This window comes from Aminobacter sp. MDW-2 (assembly GCF_014250155.1).
GTDB classification, from domain to species: Bacteria; Pseudomonadota; Alphaproteobacteria; order Rhizobiales; family Rhizobiaceae; genus Aminobacter; species Aminobacter ciceronei.
Genome location: NZ_CP060197.1, coordinates 3026453 through 3040284 on the forward strand (window position 1 = coordinate 3026453; position 13832 = coordinate 3040284).

General features: G+C 62.9%; 16 protein-coding genes. 6 read left to right on the forward strand and 10 right to left on the reverse strand.

Annotated elements, in window-relative coordinates; translation table 11 throughout:
• Positions 1 to 27: 27 nt before the first annotated feature.
• From H5P29_RS14750 to H5P29_RS14760, 3 genes are read right to left on the reverse strand one after another with little or no spacing between them, the layout of a single operon-like run.
• Entirely contained in the window at positions 28 to 900 is an 873-nt protein-coding gene (locus H5P29_RS14750) for a 50S ribosomal protein L11 methyltransferase (protein ID WP_154386679.1), read from the reverse strand.
• 21 nt (positions 901 to 921) lie between these two features.
• A complete protein-coding gene (locus tag H5P29_RS14755; RefSeq protein ID WP_154386678.1) occupies positions 922 to 1500 on the reverse strand; it encodes an SCO family protein in 579 nt (192 codons plus the stop codon).
• A gap of 34 nt (positions 1501 to 1534) precedes the next feature.
• Positions 1535 to 1738: a hypothetical protein gene (locus tag H5P29_RS14760; RefSeq protein ID WP_154386677.1), complete on the reverse strand. Its 204-nt coding sequence runs from the start codon at positions 1736 to 1738 to the stop codon at positions 1535 to 1537.
• A 120-nt stretch (positions 1739 to 1858) separates the two neighbouring features.
• Here H5P29_RS14760 and H5P29_RS14765 point away from each other — a divergent pair, with 120 nt between their 5' ends.
• The 4 genes from H5P29_RS14765 (at position 1859) to H5P29_RS14780 (ending at position 3989) form a co-directional block, all read left to right on the forward strand.
• The gene (locus tag H5P29_RS14765) at positions 1859 to 2347 is read left to right on the forward strand and encodes a CreA family protein (protein WP_154386676.1); all 489 of its coding nucleotides are present in this window, start codon (positions 1859 to 1861) and stop codon (positions 2345 to 2347) included.
• Between the two features lie 36 nt (positions 2348 to 2383).
• A complete protein-coding gene (locus H5P29_RS14770; protein WP_154386675.1) occupies positions 2384 to 3025 on the forward strand; it encodes a DapH/DapD/GlmU-related protein in 642 nt (213 codons plus the stop codon).
• Positions 3026 to 3087: 62 nt separating this feature from the next.
• Complete coding sequence (locus H5P29_RS14775) at positions 3088 to 3468, forward strand: low affinity iron permease family protein (protein WP_154386674.1); 381 nt, start codon at positions 3088 to 3090, stop codon at positions 3466 to 3468.
• 218 nt (positions 3469 to 3686) lie between these two features.
• A complete protein-coding gene (locus H5P29_RS14780; protein ID WP_182575655.1) occupies positions 3687 to 3989 on the forward strand; it encodes a hypothetical protein in 303 nt (100 codons plus the stop codon).
• Between the two features lie 72 nt (positions 3990 to 4061).
• On the opposite strand, the gene H5P29_RS14785 is transcribed toward H5P29_RS14780, so the two are convergent.
• The 6 genes from H5P29_RS14785 to H5P29_RS14810 all read right to left on the reverse strand — a co-directional run bounded on the left by H5P29_RS14785 (position 4062) and on the right by H5P29_RS14810 (position 11667).
• Positions 4062 to 4253 carry a DUF1059 domain-containing protein gene (locus tag H5P29_RS14785; RefSeq protein WP_154386673.1) on the reverse strand — a complete coding sequence of 64 codons (192 nt, stop codon included), beginning with the start codon at positions 4251 to 4253 and terminating at the stop codon, positions 4062 to 4064.
• 139 nt (positions 4254 to 4392) lie between these two features.
• The gene (locus tag H5P29_RS14790) at positions 4393 to 5397 is read right to left on the reverse strand and encodes a HAMP domain-containing sensor histidine kinase (RefSeq protein WP_246786985.1); all 1005 of its coding nucleotides are present in this window, start codon (positions 5395 to 5397) and stop codon (positions 4393 to 4395) included.
• Positions 5394 to 6086, reverse strand: a complete 693-nt coding sequence (locus H5P29_RS14795) for a response regulator transcription factor (protein ID WP_154386705.1) — start codon at positions 6084 to 6086, stop codon at positions 5394 to 5396. Before H5P29_RS14795 ends, H5P29_RS14790 begins: the two co-directional genes overlap by 4 nt.
• Positions 6087 to 6091: 5 nt before the next feature.
• Entirely contained in the window at positions 6092 to 7603 is a 1512-nt protein-coding gene (locus H5P29_RS14800; protein ID WP_154386672.1) for a DUF4173 domain-containing protein, read from the reverse strand.
• A gap of 395 nt (positions 7604 to 7998) precedes the next feature.
• Entirely contained in the window at positions 7999 to 9033 is a 1035-nt protein-coding gene (locus tag H5P29_RS14805) for a sterol desaturase family protein (RefSeq protein ID WP_169808329.1), read from the reverse strand.
• Between the two features lie 135 nt (positions 9034 to 9168).
• The gene (locus H5P29_RS14810) at positions 9169 to 11667 is read right to left on the reverse strand and encodes an ATP-dependent helicase (RefSeq protein ID WP_154386671.1); all 2499 of its coding nucleotides are present in this window, start codon (positions 11665 to 11667) and stop codon (positions 9169 to 9171) included.
• Positions 11668 to 11933: 266 nt separating this feature from the next.
• Here H5P29_RS14810 and H5P29_RS14815 point away from each other — a divergent pair, with 266 nt between their 5' ends.
• Both H5P29_RS14815 and H5P29_RS14820 read left to right on the forward strand, forming a co-directional pair.
• Positions 11934 to 12476 (forward strand): glyoxalase superfamily protein, encoded by a 543-nt coding sequence (locus H5P29_RS14815; RefSeq protein WP_154386670.1) that lies wholly within the window; start codon positions 11934 to 11936, stop codon positions 12474 to 12476.
• 132 nt (positions 12477 to 12608) lie between these two features.
• Positions 12609 to 13487, forward strand: a complete 879-nt coding sequence (locus H5P29_RS14820; protein ID WP_154386669.1) for a dienelactone hydrolase family protein — start codon at positions 12609 to 12611, stop codon at positions 13485 to 13487.
• A gap of 46 nt (positions 13488 to 13533) precedes the next feature.
• Here the strand turns inward: H5P29_RS14820 and H5P29_RS14825 are convergent, their stop codons facing one another.
• Positions 13534 to 13731 carry a hypothetical protein gene (locus H5P29_RS14825; RefSeq protein ID WP_067960475.1) on the reverse strand — a complete coding sequence of 66 codons (198 nt, stop codon included), beginning with the start codon at positions 13729 to 13731 and terminating at the stop codon, positions 13534 to 13536.
• Between the last annotated feature and the right edge of the window lie 101 nt (positions 13732 to 13832).

The following is a 13832-nucleotide window of genomic DNA, read 5'->3' on the forward strand; positions in this document are numbered from 1 at the left end:
CAACGCCGCCGGCTTGTGCCAGCGGGCTCAGTTCTTGAGGTGGATTGTCACCCAGCCTTCCCTGTGGAAGGTCTCGATGTGGCGGAAGCCTGCCGCGACATAGGCTTCGAGCACGGCGTCGTGCTGACGGTCGAGGATACCCGACAGCACGAGGGAGCCGTCGACCGCAAGGTTCGTGGCCATTTCGGGCGCCAGCAGCATCAGCGGCTGCGCCAGGATGTTGGCGACGATCAGGTCGAAAGGGCCGCGCGCGGCGAAGATCGGGTCGTCGAAGCCTGCGGCGGTGACCGTCTCGACGTGGTCGGCAGCACCATTGAGGCGGACATTCGCGGCGGCCACGTCGGTTGCGACCGGGTCGATGTCGGTTGCCAGTACCGGGATCGGCGCCAGCTTGGCGACTGCGATCGCCAGCACGGCGCTGCCGGTACCAAGGTCGAGCGCCTTGGCCGGTTTTTCCGCGGCCATCACCTTTTCGATCATCTCGAGGCAGCCTGCCGTGGTGCCGTGATGGCCGGTGCCGAAAGCGAGGCCAGCCTCGATCTCGATGGCGATCTGTCCGGGGCGCACGTCCTCGCGATCATGGCTGCCATGAACGATGAAGCGTCCTGCCTGTACCGGCTTCAGGCCTTCGAGCGACTTCGCCACCCAGTCGACGTCGGGCAGCACCTCACGGCCCAGCGGGCCCTTGTGGCCTGCTTCTGCAACCACCTCGGCCATGCGGCTGGCAACGTCCTCGACATCGCCATCCGTGTAGAGCGAGACCTCATGGATATCGCGGTCCTCGTCGACCTCGATCACGGCGATCGGCCAGCCATCTTCCTCGAAGGCGGTTTCGAGGGCAGCGAAGATGCGGTTGGCGGCTTCGCGGCCGGTGGTAAAGTGCAGCCGTGTCTGGGTCATGTCGGGTCCGGGAGAGGAGGGTCAGCCTTCCTTGGCAAGCCGCTTGAGCTTGGCAAGTGCGGTCTCTGGGTTCTCCTCATAGGCGATCGTGCCGAAGAAATCACCCTTGCTGTCGAGCAGCAGCACCGACGCCGTGTGATCCATGGTGTAGTCGCCGCCTTCGGTCGGCACCTTCTTGGAATAGATACCGAAGGCCTTGGCCATGGCGGCGATCTTGTCGGGCGAGCCGGTGATGCCGGTGATGCGGTCGGAGACGTTGCTGACGTAGCTGTTCATCACTTCGGGCGTGTCGCGCTCGGGATCGACCGAGACGAAATAGGCGCGGAGGTTCTTGCCTTCGTCGCCCATCTGCTTGAGCAGGCCGTCGAGCTCGAACAGCGTGGTCGGGCAGACCTCGGGGCAATGGGTGAAGCCGAAGAAGACAGCACTTGGCTGGCCGCGGAACGCCGCTTCGGTGATCTCGGCGCCCTTCTGATCGACAAGCACGAAGGGCGCACCGAAAGCCTGGGCGCTGGTCTTGCTGCTGTACCAGTCGAAGGTCAGCCAGCCGACGCCGGCGGCCATCAGGATCAGAATGCCGGCAAGGATCGTGCGCATCATCGATTGTGATTCCATGGTGTTATTGATGACCGGTTCAGAAGCACCAGGACATGCCGGCCTCGACCAGCGACATGAAGATGCCGGCGTCCTTGTCCAGCCAGGAGGCGAAGGCGAGGCCCGAAGCTGCCGCAAACGCCATCATGCCGAGCGCGATCCACGCGGTCGCCGAAAGCGATATGGGCAAGGCCTGTTTCATCAACCCTACATAGCGCGGCGCGTGATTTGCCAAAAGGGACATGTTGACGCTCTCATTCGTCCACAAAACACCTTTTCGCGAGCAGGATGCAGCGTCTCTGGCTTGCAAGGTGGGCGCGGGCGACCCAAGTGTGGACGACTTCAGCCAATTCAGGAGGCTTTCATGCGGCTTGCCCTTTCCGTCCTTGCGACCACCCTTGCGCTCGGCGCAGCATTGCCCGCCATGGCCCAGCAGGTGGGCGAGGTCGGCGTCGACTGGCTCGGCAACGACATCATCGTCGAGGCGATCAAGGACCCCAAGGTCGAGGGCGTCACCTGCCACGTCTCCTATTTCGACCGCGGCGTGATCGACCGGCTGCAGAAAGGCAACTGGTTCGAGAACCCGTCGGACACCGCAATCTCGTGCCAGCAGACCGGACCGATCACCATTGGCGAGATCGACCTCGACCAGGAGGGCGAGGAGGTCTTCAAACAGGGCATCAGCCTGATCTGGAAGGAGCAGGTGGTGAACCGCATCTACGACCAGAAAAACGAGACACTGATCTATCTCGCCCATTCGCGCCAAGTGCAGGACGGCTCGGCCAAGATGTCGATGACCACGGTGCCGCTCTATGGCCAGAACGTCGTCTGGGCCAAGGGCAAGCCGCAATAGCTTGCGGGCAGTGTGGCGCGGGCGTACATCCGCGTCATGGACGATCAAGCAGACCTTCGCTTCAAGGATGACGAACCGCGAATCCACCCGACGTCGGAGCTGAAAGGCTGCCGGCTTGGCCGCCATGTGATCGTCGGCGAGCGCGTCGTGTTGCGCGAGGTGGTGGTCGGCGACTACTCCTATTTCGAGCGCCACGCCGAGGCGATCTACACCACGATCGGCAAGTTCTGCTCGATCGCCGCCAATACGCGCATCAACGCGCTAGAGCATCCGATGGAGCGGCTGACCACGCACAAGCTGAGCTACCGGCCGAACGAGTATTTCCGCTATCTCGGCGTCGACAACGATTTCCGCGAGCGTCGCAGGGCTAAGCCAGTGATTATCGGACACGATGTGTGGGTCGGACATGGTGCGGTGATCATGCCCGGTGTGAGCATTGGCAATGGTGCGGTGGTCGGGGCGAATTCCGTGGTGACGCGCGACGTCGCGCCGTTCGAGGTTTTTGCCGGCGTGCCCGCAAAGAGGCTGAAGATGCGGTTCCCCGTCGAGGTTATCGCCCGCATCGAGGCGCTGGCCTGGTGGGATTGGCCGCGCGAAAGACTGTTCGAGGCGATCCCCGACATGCAGAGCCTGCCGATCGAGGCCTTTCTCGACCGCTGGGAAGCGAGGCAGGCCTAAGCGCCGGCTGCGGAACCCGAAGCGGGGCACGGTTGTTTCCTTCGCACCGAAGGGATGTGGCCATGTTCGAGAAGATTTTCACCAAGATCGCCAATAAGGTAGCCTACGCCGCCGGCCTGCCACTGACCTTTCTCGGCTGCTGCGTTGTCGTGTTGGCCTGGGCGGTATCAGGTCCGGTGTTCGGCTTTTCCGACACCTGGCAGTTGGTGATCAACACCGGCACGACCATCATCACCTTCCTGATGGTGTTCCTGATCCAGAACACCCAGAACCGCGACGGTGCTGCGATTCAGGCCAAGCTCGACGAGCTGATCCGGGTCAGCACCGGCCACAACCATTTCATCGGCATCGAGCATCTGACCGAAACCGAGGTCGAGGAAATCCGCAAGAAATGCGAGCAAGCGGCCAAACGGCATGATGTCCGAGCGAAAGCGAAGGGGTGAGTGCTGCGTCTCCTCGCAGACGAAGAAGTCCCTGCGCCTCGCATGCCTGGCGCTGCCTATGCTGCAGCGTCTTCATGCAGGCGCTTGGGATTTGGGAACAAAAACCACCGCGCGCAATTCCTGCTGCAGGCGTGAAAGTACTGTCCTCCGCTGCTCCCGGGCGGTTGACGATTGCCGCGGTCCGGAACAAGATTGTGGCGGGTAGGGTATGGCGTGGCGTGACTGACTGGCTGGATATCCTCAGAGAGCAGGCCGAGACCGGCGCCGAGATGGCGCGCGAGGTTCCGGCGACGCTCGCCAATCCCGACATCAGCCGCGACCAGGTCAAGAAGCTGTTTGCCGCGCTCGAACAGCAGGCCGAATTTGTCGAAAAGCTGAGGCAAGTGCTCGAGGCCAATGACTTCGAGCCGGAGGTGCTGGTTGCCGCCGAGGCTCTGGAGGAACGCTACGCCGAGCTGGCGGCGTCGGCCGCCGAACGGCTGAAGGCAATGCGCAGCGGCGAGCCTGTGCGCCGGCAGTAGGACAGGGCATCACCACTCGCGATGCGTTGCTGAGCCCTGCATCAGCACCGGCAATATGTCACGAGCATCAAATCAGGCCGGCGGCGAGCCTATATGGATGGCTTTCCTGACCTCCGCGCGGAAATCCGGTGTGTCATGCTCGCCATGGACGGCGACAGCATGCTGGACGGCAGCGTTGACCAGTTCGTCCTCGTTGTCGGCTGCGATCGCCACGGTGCACTTCATTTCGCTCGGGAATTCACGGCAATCGATATATCTGCGCATCGTCTTCGCCTCCCTGCGATCCACAATTAGCGCAAACCTGATGTTATTCCTGCGCATGCGGGGCGGCAACCGATAAGTGGCGGCCGCGGCGGTGGCTCTCGCCGACGTGATTGCCGGCAAGAGGCTGATCGTGGCAGTCCTATGCCGTCGGCAGCCTGATCTCGAAGCGGGTGCCCTTGTCGGCGCCGGCAAGCCGGATCGTTCCGTCATGGGCGTTGAGCAAGGCCGAGACGATGCCGAGGCCAAGGCCGGTGCCGCCGGTTTCACGCCGTGTGGTGAAGAACGGCTCGAAGATGCGGGCGCGGTTGTTGGGCGAGATGCCGCAGCCATCGTCGGTGGCAGCTATGGTGACAGTGTCGTCAAAGCTGCTGGCCTCCAGCACGAAACGGCCGGCGCCATGGCGCAGCGCGTTGTCGACGAGATTGGACAGGATGGCCGCGCCATTTTCAGCCGACATGGCAAAGCGGATGTCAGCGCCAGACAAGATCGACAGGTCGACACCTTCGACAGGAGCGAGATAGCCGAGAATCTCAGTGAGCGACGTGCTCTGGCCTGGCAGCGCTGCCTTGTCGGCGCGCGCCAGTTCGATCAGGCGGCGAACCAGGCGGTTCAGCCTGTCGGTGTCAGCGACGATGTTGTCGAGGAAGCGCGTTCTTGTGGCCGGATCCATGTCGTCGCTGGCGTCGCGCAGCAATTCGGCGGCGCCCTGGATCGCGGTCAGCGGCGATTTCAGCTCATGCGAGACGTGGGTGGCAAAGGTGCGGATCGTTTCGTTGCGGATCTGCAGCTTGCGCGCCATGTCGAGGAAGGCTTTGGACAACTCCGCCATCTCGCGCGTGCCGTGATGGGCAAGTGGCTGGAGGGCGTCCGTTTGCCCCTCGGCGATGCGCGCGGTTCTTTCCATCAGATCGTGCATGGGACGGGAGATGGTGCGGATGAAGACGAAGCCGATCAACAGCGTGACGCCTGTTACAAGGGCCGCTGCGGCGACCGCGCCATGCGATAGAACGGCGGGCTCGGTGGCCGGTTCGAAGCGCTGCTGATAGAGTTGGAAGCTGAACAGCCCCAGTAGCGGTAGCGTCATGACGGTGGCAAGGATGGCCAGCACGACGAGGCCGAGGGGCGGGCGCCATTTTTCAGTCACGCGCCGCACCGCCCGAGGCGGAAGCCCATGCCATGGACGGTCTCGATCGCGTTGGAGCAACCCACTGTTGCGAACTTCGCGCGGATGTTGCGGATGTGGCTGTCGACCGTTCGCTCCGAGACGTGGATGTTGGCGGCATGGCTGGCATCGATCAGCTGACTGCGGTTGAGGACATGCATCGGTTTCGTCATCAGCGCCTTGATGATGGTAAATTCGGTCGCGGTGAGGTCGATGTCTCGGTCATCGTAATTCACCGCGCGCCGCAAAGGATCGAGCACAATCAGGCCGTGACTGAGGCTTGCCGAGACGAGTTCTGCCGGAGCCGGCCGTGCACGGCGAAGGATGACGTTGACGCGCGCCACCAGCTCTCGCGGGCTGAACGGCTTGGTGACATAGTCGTCGCCGCCCATCTCAAGCCCGAGGATGCGGTCGATTTCCTCGTCGCGGGCAGACAGGAACAACACGGGCGCGTCGGAGGTTCGCCGAAGCCTGCGGCACAGTTCCAGCCCGTCCATCTCGGGCATGCCGACATCGAGCACGACCAGGTCGGGCATGCGGCGCTCTATGCGCGCCAGCGCTGCCATACCGTCGCCGACCGGCTCGGTCTCCATGCCGGCCTTGTCGAGGGCAAAGCAGATCACGTCGCGTATATGAGGGTCGTCGTCGACGACGAGGATATGGCGCGGCATCGTCGTCACTGCGGCTCTGTGCCGGAAGGCAAAGGCGAAGGCTGGTCGAGATACGCTGCCAGCCGGAAGTTCCGAAAACTCCAGGCACGCCAGTTCTGCAACTGCTCGCGAAACCGATCCGCCTCATAGTGGCGCGAGACGAGGCTTGTGCGCGCGACCGCGCCGGTATCACCCATGCGGTTCAGCACCACGTCGATTGCCGGGATGGCCTGGGGTCCAAGCGAGCGCAGATAATACCAGTCCAATTCCGATCCTCCATCCATCGCGCGGCTGTGGCTGACATTGTAGTGGGCGATGATTGCGGCGAAGTTGATGAAGCAACTGACGTAGAGAACTGCAGAAAGCGTCAGCATGTTGGCACCGAAAAGCCATTCGTTCGACTTGTCGAGAGCGATGCGGGACATGATCAGGACGATGCCGAGAGCGACCAGTCCCATCCAGACAAAGGCGGCAACGCGCCAGTAGGTCAGTGAATATGCGTCGATGTAGAGGTCGAGCCGCAGGATGGACGAGATGACCAGGACAAAGTTCTGCGCCGACCAGAGATAGACCAGGGCGCGGACGCGGCGATCGGCCGAGGTCGTGCTGCCCGGCCTCAGTGCGAGCAGCACGAAAATCGCCGCCAAGAGTGCCGTGACGATGAGGGCGTAGGCACCGCGATGGGCATAGGCGGCATAGGTGAGCCCAGCGGGCAATGCCACCCCGCCCCAGAGATAAGCGCCGTCGAGGACGGTCTGCAGCGCGAAGATAAGGTTGAACACGACAAGCGCGCGCAGGATCGCCGCCTTGCCGAAGAGTGACTGGTGCAGTCTGGCGGGCGGTTCCAAGTTTGCCTGTGCTTCGGCGATCGGCCGCGGTGTGAAGAGGCGCCATTTGGGTAGCCAACGCGGTAATCTTGGCCTGAGGAAGCTCCAGACGCTGCCAGCCACGACGAGCCAGAAGGCAATCCGCCAGACGTCAAGAAGGTTGAATATGGCCCGGACGTCGATCAGCGACATCCAGTAGCCGATGACGGGATTGGCGATGCCGAACAACGCGACGAACACCATGCCCAGAGCGACAGCCAGCGTCCAAGCGGTAAGGCTGCCAAGGCGCCAGATCTTGCGGCGTCCGGCCAGTTTCCGTAGCCGCGCGATGTCGAATGGCAGCCGGCCGGGGATTGTCAGGATAAAGCCGGCGATGCGCTTGAGGCAGTTTACCGGGCCGGATCGCAGGCGGGCCGAGACCGACAGAGCGAAGGCCGCCAGGCAAAGGGTCGCGACCGTCACCGAAAGCGGGCTGACATTTTCGGCGAGCGGGGCGAGAGCGAGCGCGGCGAGCACAATTTTGAGCGCGAGCGGGCGGGGACGGGGTCCCCGAGAATGAAATGCGATCATTGCACCAGCAGCCAGTGCGGCGAAGATGAAAAGCGAAATGTCCAGCGGCTGCCGGAACAGCAGAAAATCGGCTGCAAGGGTCAGCAGCAATGCGGCGCCAACCTTGGCGGAGATGGTGGACGGGGCATGGCGGAAGTTCATGCCCTACGCTCCAGCTTGCGGGGGAGTCCTGCCGGGCTGCAATATGTGCCAGGGAAGGGCGTGATCGCCTGAGGTGGCGCTGGATCAACCAGCCACCATGCTTCAGTGAGCAGCCGTTTGGGCAGCTGGCGGGGCGTGCGGTGCGTGGGGCTCGATGTCGTTTGCATATGACATCAATGCCGTTGCAGCGGGTGGGTATGGTGGCTGGAACGAGGAGATATTCAGGAGTTTCGTGCAGATTTCGTGCAGAGGGTTGAAGGTCGACCTGGCAAGTGAATCAGCTGCGGCCGCCTGTTGCGGGAGCGATACCAATGGGTCAAACCCGGCGACTGCCTGCCAAGCCCTGGATCACGGCGTCCGGTGGGAAAGGGCGTGGGCCGGCGGTGCGCGGTGCATTAACGCGTCTTTCGGTGAAATGGCCAGAGCAGTTGGCGCCCGAACTCTTCCGGTATGGGGTCGTTATGGATGCCGACATTTTCGGGCCAGGCATCGGCCGGCAGATAGAATGTACCAAAAAGCCTGTCGATCCAGGGGAAATGCACGGCGAAATTCTTGTCGATCGGCCTGACCGCATGGTGCCAATGGTGAAAACGGGGTGCGACCAGCAGCTGTTCCAGCCAGCCGAGCCGTATGCGCATGTTGACGTGGTTGAAGGTGGCTTGTGCTGCCACGATGGCCAGCCAGATGTAGAGGGCGGCTTCGGAAAAGCCGAACAGGAACACGGGCACCAGAATGAGTGCCCGTGTGACGACGATATCGACCACATGCAGCCTGGAACCCGCCAGCCAGTCCATCGCGCGCGAGGAATGATGGATGGCATGAAACGGCCAGGCGAAACCTATACGGTGAAAGCTGCGATGTACCCAGTACTGCGTCAGGTCGGCAACGAGCATGATCAGCAGGACTTGCGCAATGAGTGGCATGCTCTTGACCTGGGCACTCATGGTATCGGCCTGCCAGGCTTGGGAGACAATCGTCGCAGGTAACAGTGTGAAGAAGGTCAAAAGCTCGACCAGCACGTGACTGACGATGAAATAGAGCCCGTCGGTCGTCCAGCCGGCACGGAACGTTCCATGCTCGGGACGCAGCGGAAACAGGCGCTCCAACGGCACGAAGACGAGTGACAACAACACGACATTGAGGACCAGCCAGTCCAAGCCGACATGAATCGGCGCGTCGCCGTCGTAATCGACATTGACGCCGGTGCCACCCAGAATGATGGCCAGCGTGGCAAAACCGATACCGGCAAGGCCCAGCTTCTTCGACGGCCTGAGCAGGATGTTCAGAGCGGAGAAGAAGAAACCGGCAATGATGGCGAGTACGAGCAGCCCGCGCATGACCTCGACCGGATAGGAGCTGCGCAGTTCGGACGTGGTCAACCATTCCGGAAACCGGAACACCAGGACCGCACAGAAACTTCCGAGGGACAACAAAAGCCCCAGCAGACCGGAAAACCAGCCGGATCCGAAACCTTGTGGTCCATGATCACCGAGCATGCGTTCGAACCAGCGGTCAAGCGCCGTGTGGCGGGACGTTGGCTCTGGCGCCGGGTCTGTCAAATGCCCTCACACTGGGTTCACGAACCCGTCCAGTACCTTCTTCTGGCCGGCCTTGTCGAAGTCGATGGTGAGCTTGTTGCCATCGATGTTGGCGATGTTGCCGTTGCCAAATTTCTGGTGGAAGACGCGGTCGCCGACCTCGAAGCGCGAGGGCTCCGTCGCGACCGACTTGGCGACCAGTTCGCCGTCGATTGTGCGGCCCTTGACCGAGCCGCGGCCGGCGCCGAAGCCGGAATCGGTCTCGCCATAGCCTATGCGTTCGACCGAATGACCGGAGCGGGAACCCCAGTTGCGGTCGGTGGCTTCGGTGCGGTTCTGCTGGGCACGCTGCCAGCCCGGCGTGGCGTAGGTGTTGGAGAAGGACTTTTCACCGACGCTGTCGAAACGCGAGGCACCGTAGGGGTTCTGGCGGCCGCCGCCATAGCCGCCATAGGAATTGCCGGCATCAGCCACTTCGACATGCGCCTCGGGCAGTTCGTCGAGGAAGCGCGACGGAATCGTCGACTGCCACAAGCCATGGATGCGGCGGTTGGAGACGAACCACAGATGCAGGTTCTTCTTGGCGCGGGTCAGGCCGACATAGGCGAGGCGGCGTTCCTCCTCGAGACCCGAGCGGCCGCCTTCGTCGAGGGCACGCTGGTGCGGGAACAGGCCTTCCTCCCAGCCGGGCAGGAAGACGGTCTCGAATTCGAGGCCCTTGGCCGAATGCAGCGTCATGATCGAGACGGCGTCGAGCTGCTCGTCCTGCTCGGCGTCCATGACAAGGGCGACATGTTCAAGGAAGGAACGCAGCGACTCATATTCCTCCATGGAGCGGATCAGCTCCTTGAGGTTTTCAAGTCGGCCCGGCGCTTCGGCCGAGCGGTCGTTCTTCCACATATCGGTATAGCCGCTCTCTTCGAGAATGATCTCGGCGAGCTCAGTATGCGGGGTGTTGTCGAGCGCCTTCTGCCAGCGCTCGAAATTGGCCGCGACTTCGCGCAGGGCGGCGCGAGGCTTGGGCTTGAGTTCGTCGCTCTCGGCGAGCTGGGCGGCTGCCTGCAGCATCGGCACGCCAAGGGCGCGCGCGGTATCGTGGACCTGGCGGATGGCAGCTTCGCCGAGGCCGCGCTTGGGCACGTTGACGATGCGCTCGAAGGCGAGATCGTCGGCACCCTGGGCGACGACGCGGAAATAGGCCATGGCGTCTCGGATTTCCTGGCGCTCGTAGAAGCGCGGGCCGCCGATGACGCGGTAGTTGAGGCCAAGCGTGACGAAGCGGTCTTCGAACTCGCGCATCTGGAACGAGGCGCGCACCAGGATCGCCATGTCGTTGAGATTGTGTTTCTGGCGCTGCAGCTGTTCGATGGTCTCACCGACGGCGCGGGCTTCCTCCTCGGAATCCCAGGCGGCATGGACATTGACCTTGCCGTCTTCGGGATCGTTGCGATCGGTGAACAGCGTCTTGCCGAAACGGCCCTCATTGTGGGCGATGAGGTGGGCGGCGGCACCCAGTATGTGCGCGGTCGAGCGGTAGTTGCGCTCGAGCCGGATGACGACGGCACCGGGGAAATCCTTGTCGAAGCGCAGGATGTTGTCGACCTCGGCGCCGCGCCAGCCATAGATCGACTGGTCGTCGTCGCCGACGCAGCAGACATTCTTCTGCCCCGGACCACCCGTTTCCTGGGCCAGGAGCCGCAGCCACATATATTGCGCGGTGTTGGTGTCCTGGTACTCGTCGACCAGAATGTATTTGAAGCGCTTGTGGTATTCCTTGAGCACGTCAGGGTAGGCGCGGAAGATGCGGATCGGATGACACAACAGGTCGCCGAAGTCGCAGGCGTTCAGCGTCTGCAGCCGGTCCTGATAGGCCTTGTAGAGCTCGCGGCCCTTGCCGTTGGCAAAGGAGCGGGCGTCGCCCTCGGGGATCTCGGCTGGACCGAGGCCCTTGTTCTTCCAGCCGTCGATCATCATGGCGAACTGGCGCGCCGGCCAGCGCTTGTCGTCGAGGCCCTCGGCCTGGATCAACTGCTTAATCAGGCGGATGACGTCGTCGGTGTCGAGGATGGTGAAGTCGGAGCGCAGCCCTGCCAGTTCGGCATGGCGACGCAGCATCTTGACGCCGATCGAATGGAAGGTGCCGAGCCACGGCATGCCCTCGACCGCTTCGCCGACAAGGTGGCCGATGCGCTGCTTCATCTCGCGCGCGGCCTTGTTGGTAAAGGTGACGGCGAGGATCTGGCTGGGGTAGGCGCGGCCCTGGCTGAGGATATGGGCGATGCGGGTGGTGAGCACACGCGTCTTGCCGGTGCCGGCGCCGGCGAGCACCAGAACCGGGCCTTCGGTGGTCTCGACAGCCTGGCGCTGCTCGGGGTTCAGGCCGTTGAGGTAATCGGGCGCTGACGGCGCCTGGCGCGCGGCCATGGCGCGCGCAGCGATACCGCTGGGCGCAGGCGTGCTGGCGGCCCGGGGCGGCATCCCGCCGGGCTCGTCGAAAAAGGGCATGTCGTCCGGAAAGTCTGACATTTGCCCCGAATGTAGTGATTCGGGGCGGAAAGGCCAGAAGTGTCTCTGTTTTGTTCTGGTTTTGCCGGGAAAAGCGAGCGGTGTTGACCCTGCCGCAGGCGCTTTGCTAGCGTGGCTGACGGCTTGATGTGGCCGGCAGTCCGCGCCCTCCGGGGGTATGGCGAACACATCGGACGCTTCCGTCACCTGATCCCATGGGATGGTGAGAGCATCGGCAATGCGGGCACTGATGGGATTTCTCGCCACAACCAGAGGATCGGAAGATCATGCGAACCTATCGTGACGCAAAGGCGATGGCGAAAGCCATGCGCGAGGCGCTTGCCCAGAAGAACCTCGAAGTCAGCCACAGCGAGGCGCTCGAGATCGTCGCCAGACAATTCGGCGTGGAGACCTGGAACATCCTGTCGAGCAAGCTCGAGAAGGCGGAAGAGCCGACAGGCGGTGCGGTGAGTTTCACCCAGCCGGTGCCGATCTTCCGCATATTCGACGAAGACAAGGCGAGGGGCTTTTACGAGCGATTCCTCGACTGCACTTTCGACTGGGAGCACCGCTTCCACCCCGGCGCACCGCTCTATTGCCAGGTGTCGCGCGGCGACCTGAAGCTGCATCTGTCGGAGCATTCGGGCGACGCCAGCCCGGGTGCGACGGCTGTCTGCTACATGAAGGGCGTCGAGGCCTTCCAGAAGGGGCTGATTGCCAAGAACTACAAGTACAACCGCCCAGGCCTGGAGCGGCAGGACTGGGGGCTGGAGTGCCAGGTGATCGACCCGTTCGGCAACCGCATCCGTTTCATGGAAAGCGAAGACTGAGCGCTTGTCGAAGCGCCCGCGCCGACCTCGCGCGGGCGCTTTTTTCGTGGCCGCGGCGATCACGCAACAGTGAAACCAACTACATTTGCATACGTTAAACTCCCGGCCTCGGAACCAGACAGGGAGCGAGAAATGACACGACCTGCCATTACCCAGGCGATGATCGACGCCTATGACGAATACACCCACCTGACACTCGACCGGCGCGGCTTCATGGAGAAGCTGACCAGGCTTGCCGGCTCAGGCGCTGCCGCGGCGGCGATCGTGCCGTTGCTTACGACCAACCAGGCGCGGGCGGCGATCGTCGCCGACGACGACAAGCGGCTGAAGGCCGAGGACATTACCTATCCCGGTGGTGCCGGCGAAATGAAGGGCTATCTGGTCCGGCCGGCCGACGCCACAGGCAAGCTGCCGACTGTCATCGTCATTCATGAGAACCGCGGCCTCAACCCGCATATCCGCGACGTGGCGCGGCGGGTCGCGCTCGAAGGCTTCGTGGCGCTGGCGCCCGATTATCTGTCGCCGCTCGGCGGCACGCCGGCGGATGAAGAAAAGGCACGCGAAATGTTCGGCCAGCTCGATGCGGCGCAGACAGTGGCCAATGGCGTCGCCACGGTGGCGTTCCTGAAGGGCCATGAAAGCGGCAATGGCAAGGTTGGCGCCATGGGCTTCTGCTGGGGCGGTGGAACCGTCAACGCGCTGGCCGTCAACGCGCCCGATCTGGCCGCCGGCGTTGCCTATTATGGCTCCCAGCCGAAGGACGAGGCCGATATCGCCAGGATCAAGGCAGCCCTGATGCTGCATTATGCCGGCAAGGACGACCGCATCAACGCCGGCATAGACGCCTACAAGGCGGCACTGGAGAAGGCCGGCAAGGAATTCCAACTGTTCGTCTATGACGGCGCCCAGCACGCCTTCAACAACGACACCTCGGAAGCCCGCTACGACAAGGCGGCGGCGGAACTGGCCTGGGGGCGAACGGTCAACTTCTTCAAGGAGAAGCTTGCCTGATCAGGCAAGCGGTGAAGGCGCGCGGCTGGCGCGCCTTTCGGCCGGCTCAGGCCACGCCGCGCTTGGAGCGGGCCTGGCGCAGGATGACGCGCCAGCGCAGCATTTCGATCGGGATCGGCCGGTTGTTGTTGGCGATCTCAAAAAGTTCGTTGTTGATGTTGCGAAGCGAACGCCAGAAATCATAGTCGCTGATGCGAGGGTCGCAGGCGAGTTTGTTGGCCGTTGCTTCGATGTCAGTGTGCATGCCTTGCCTCAAAGCCGTCCGGTGCCCGCCGCCGCGACTCAACTTCGCTTGCATGGGATTGTCGGAGGGCAGCGAGGGGCGATCAACGAACCTCAGGCTGT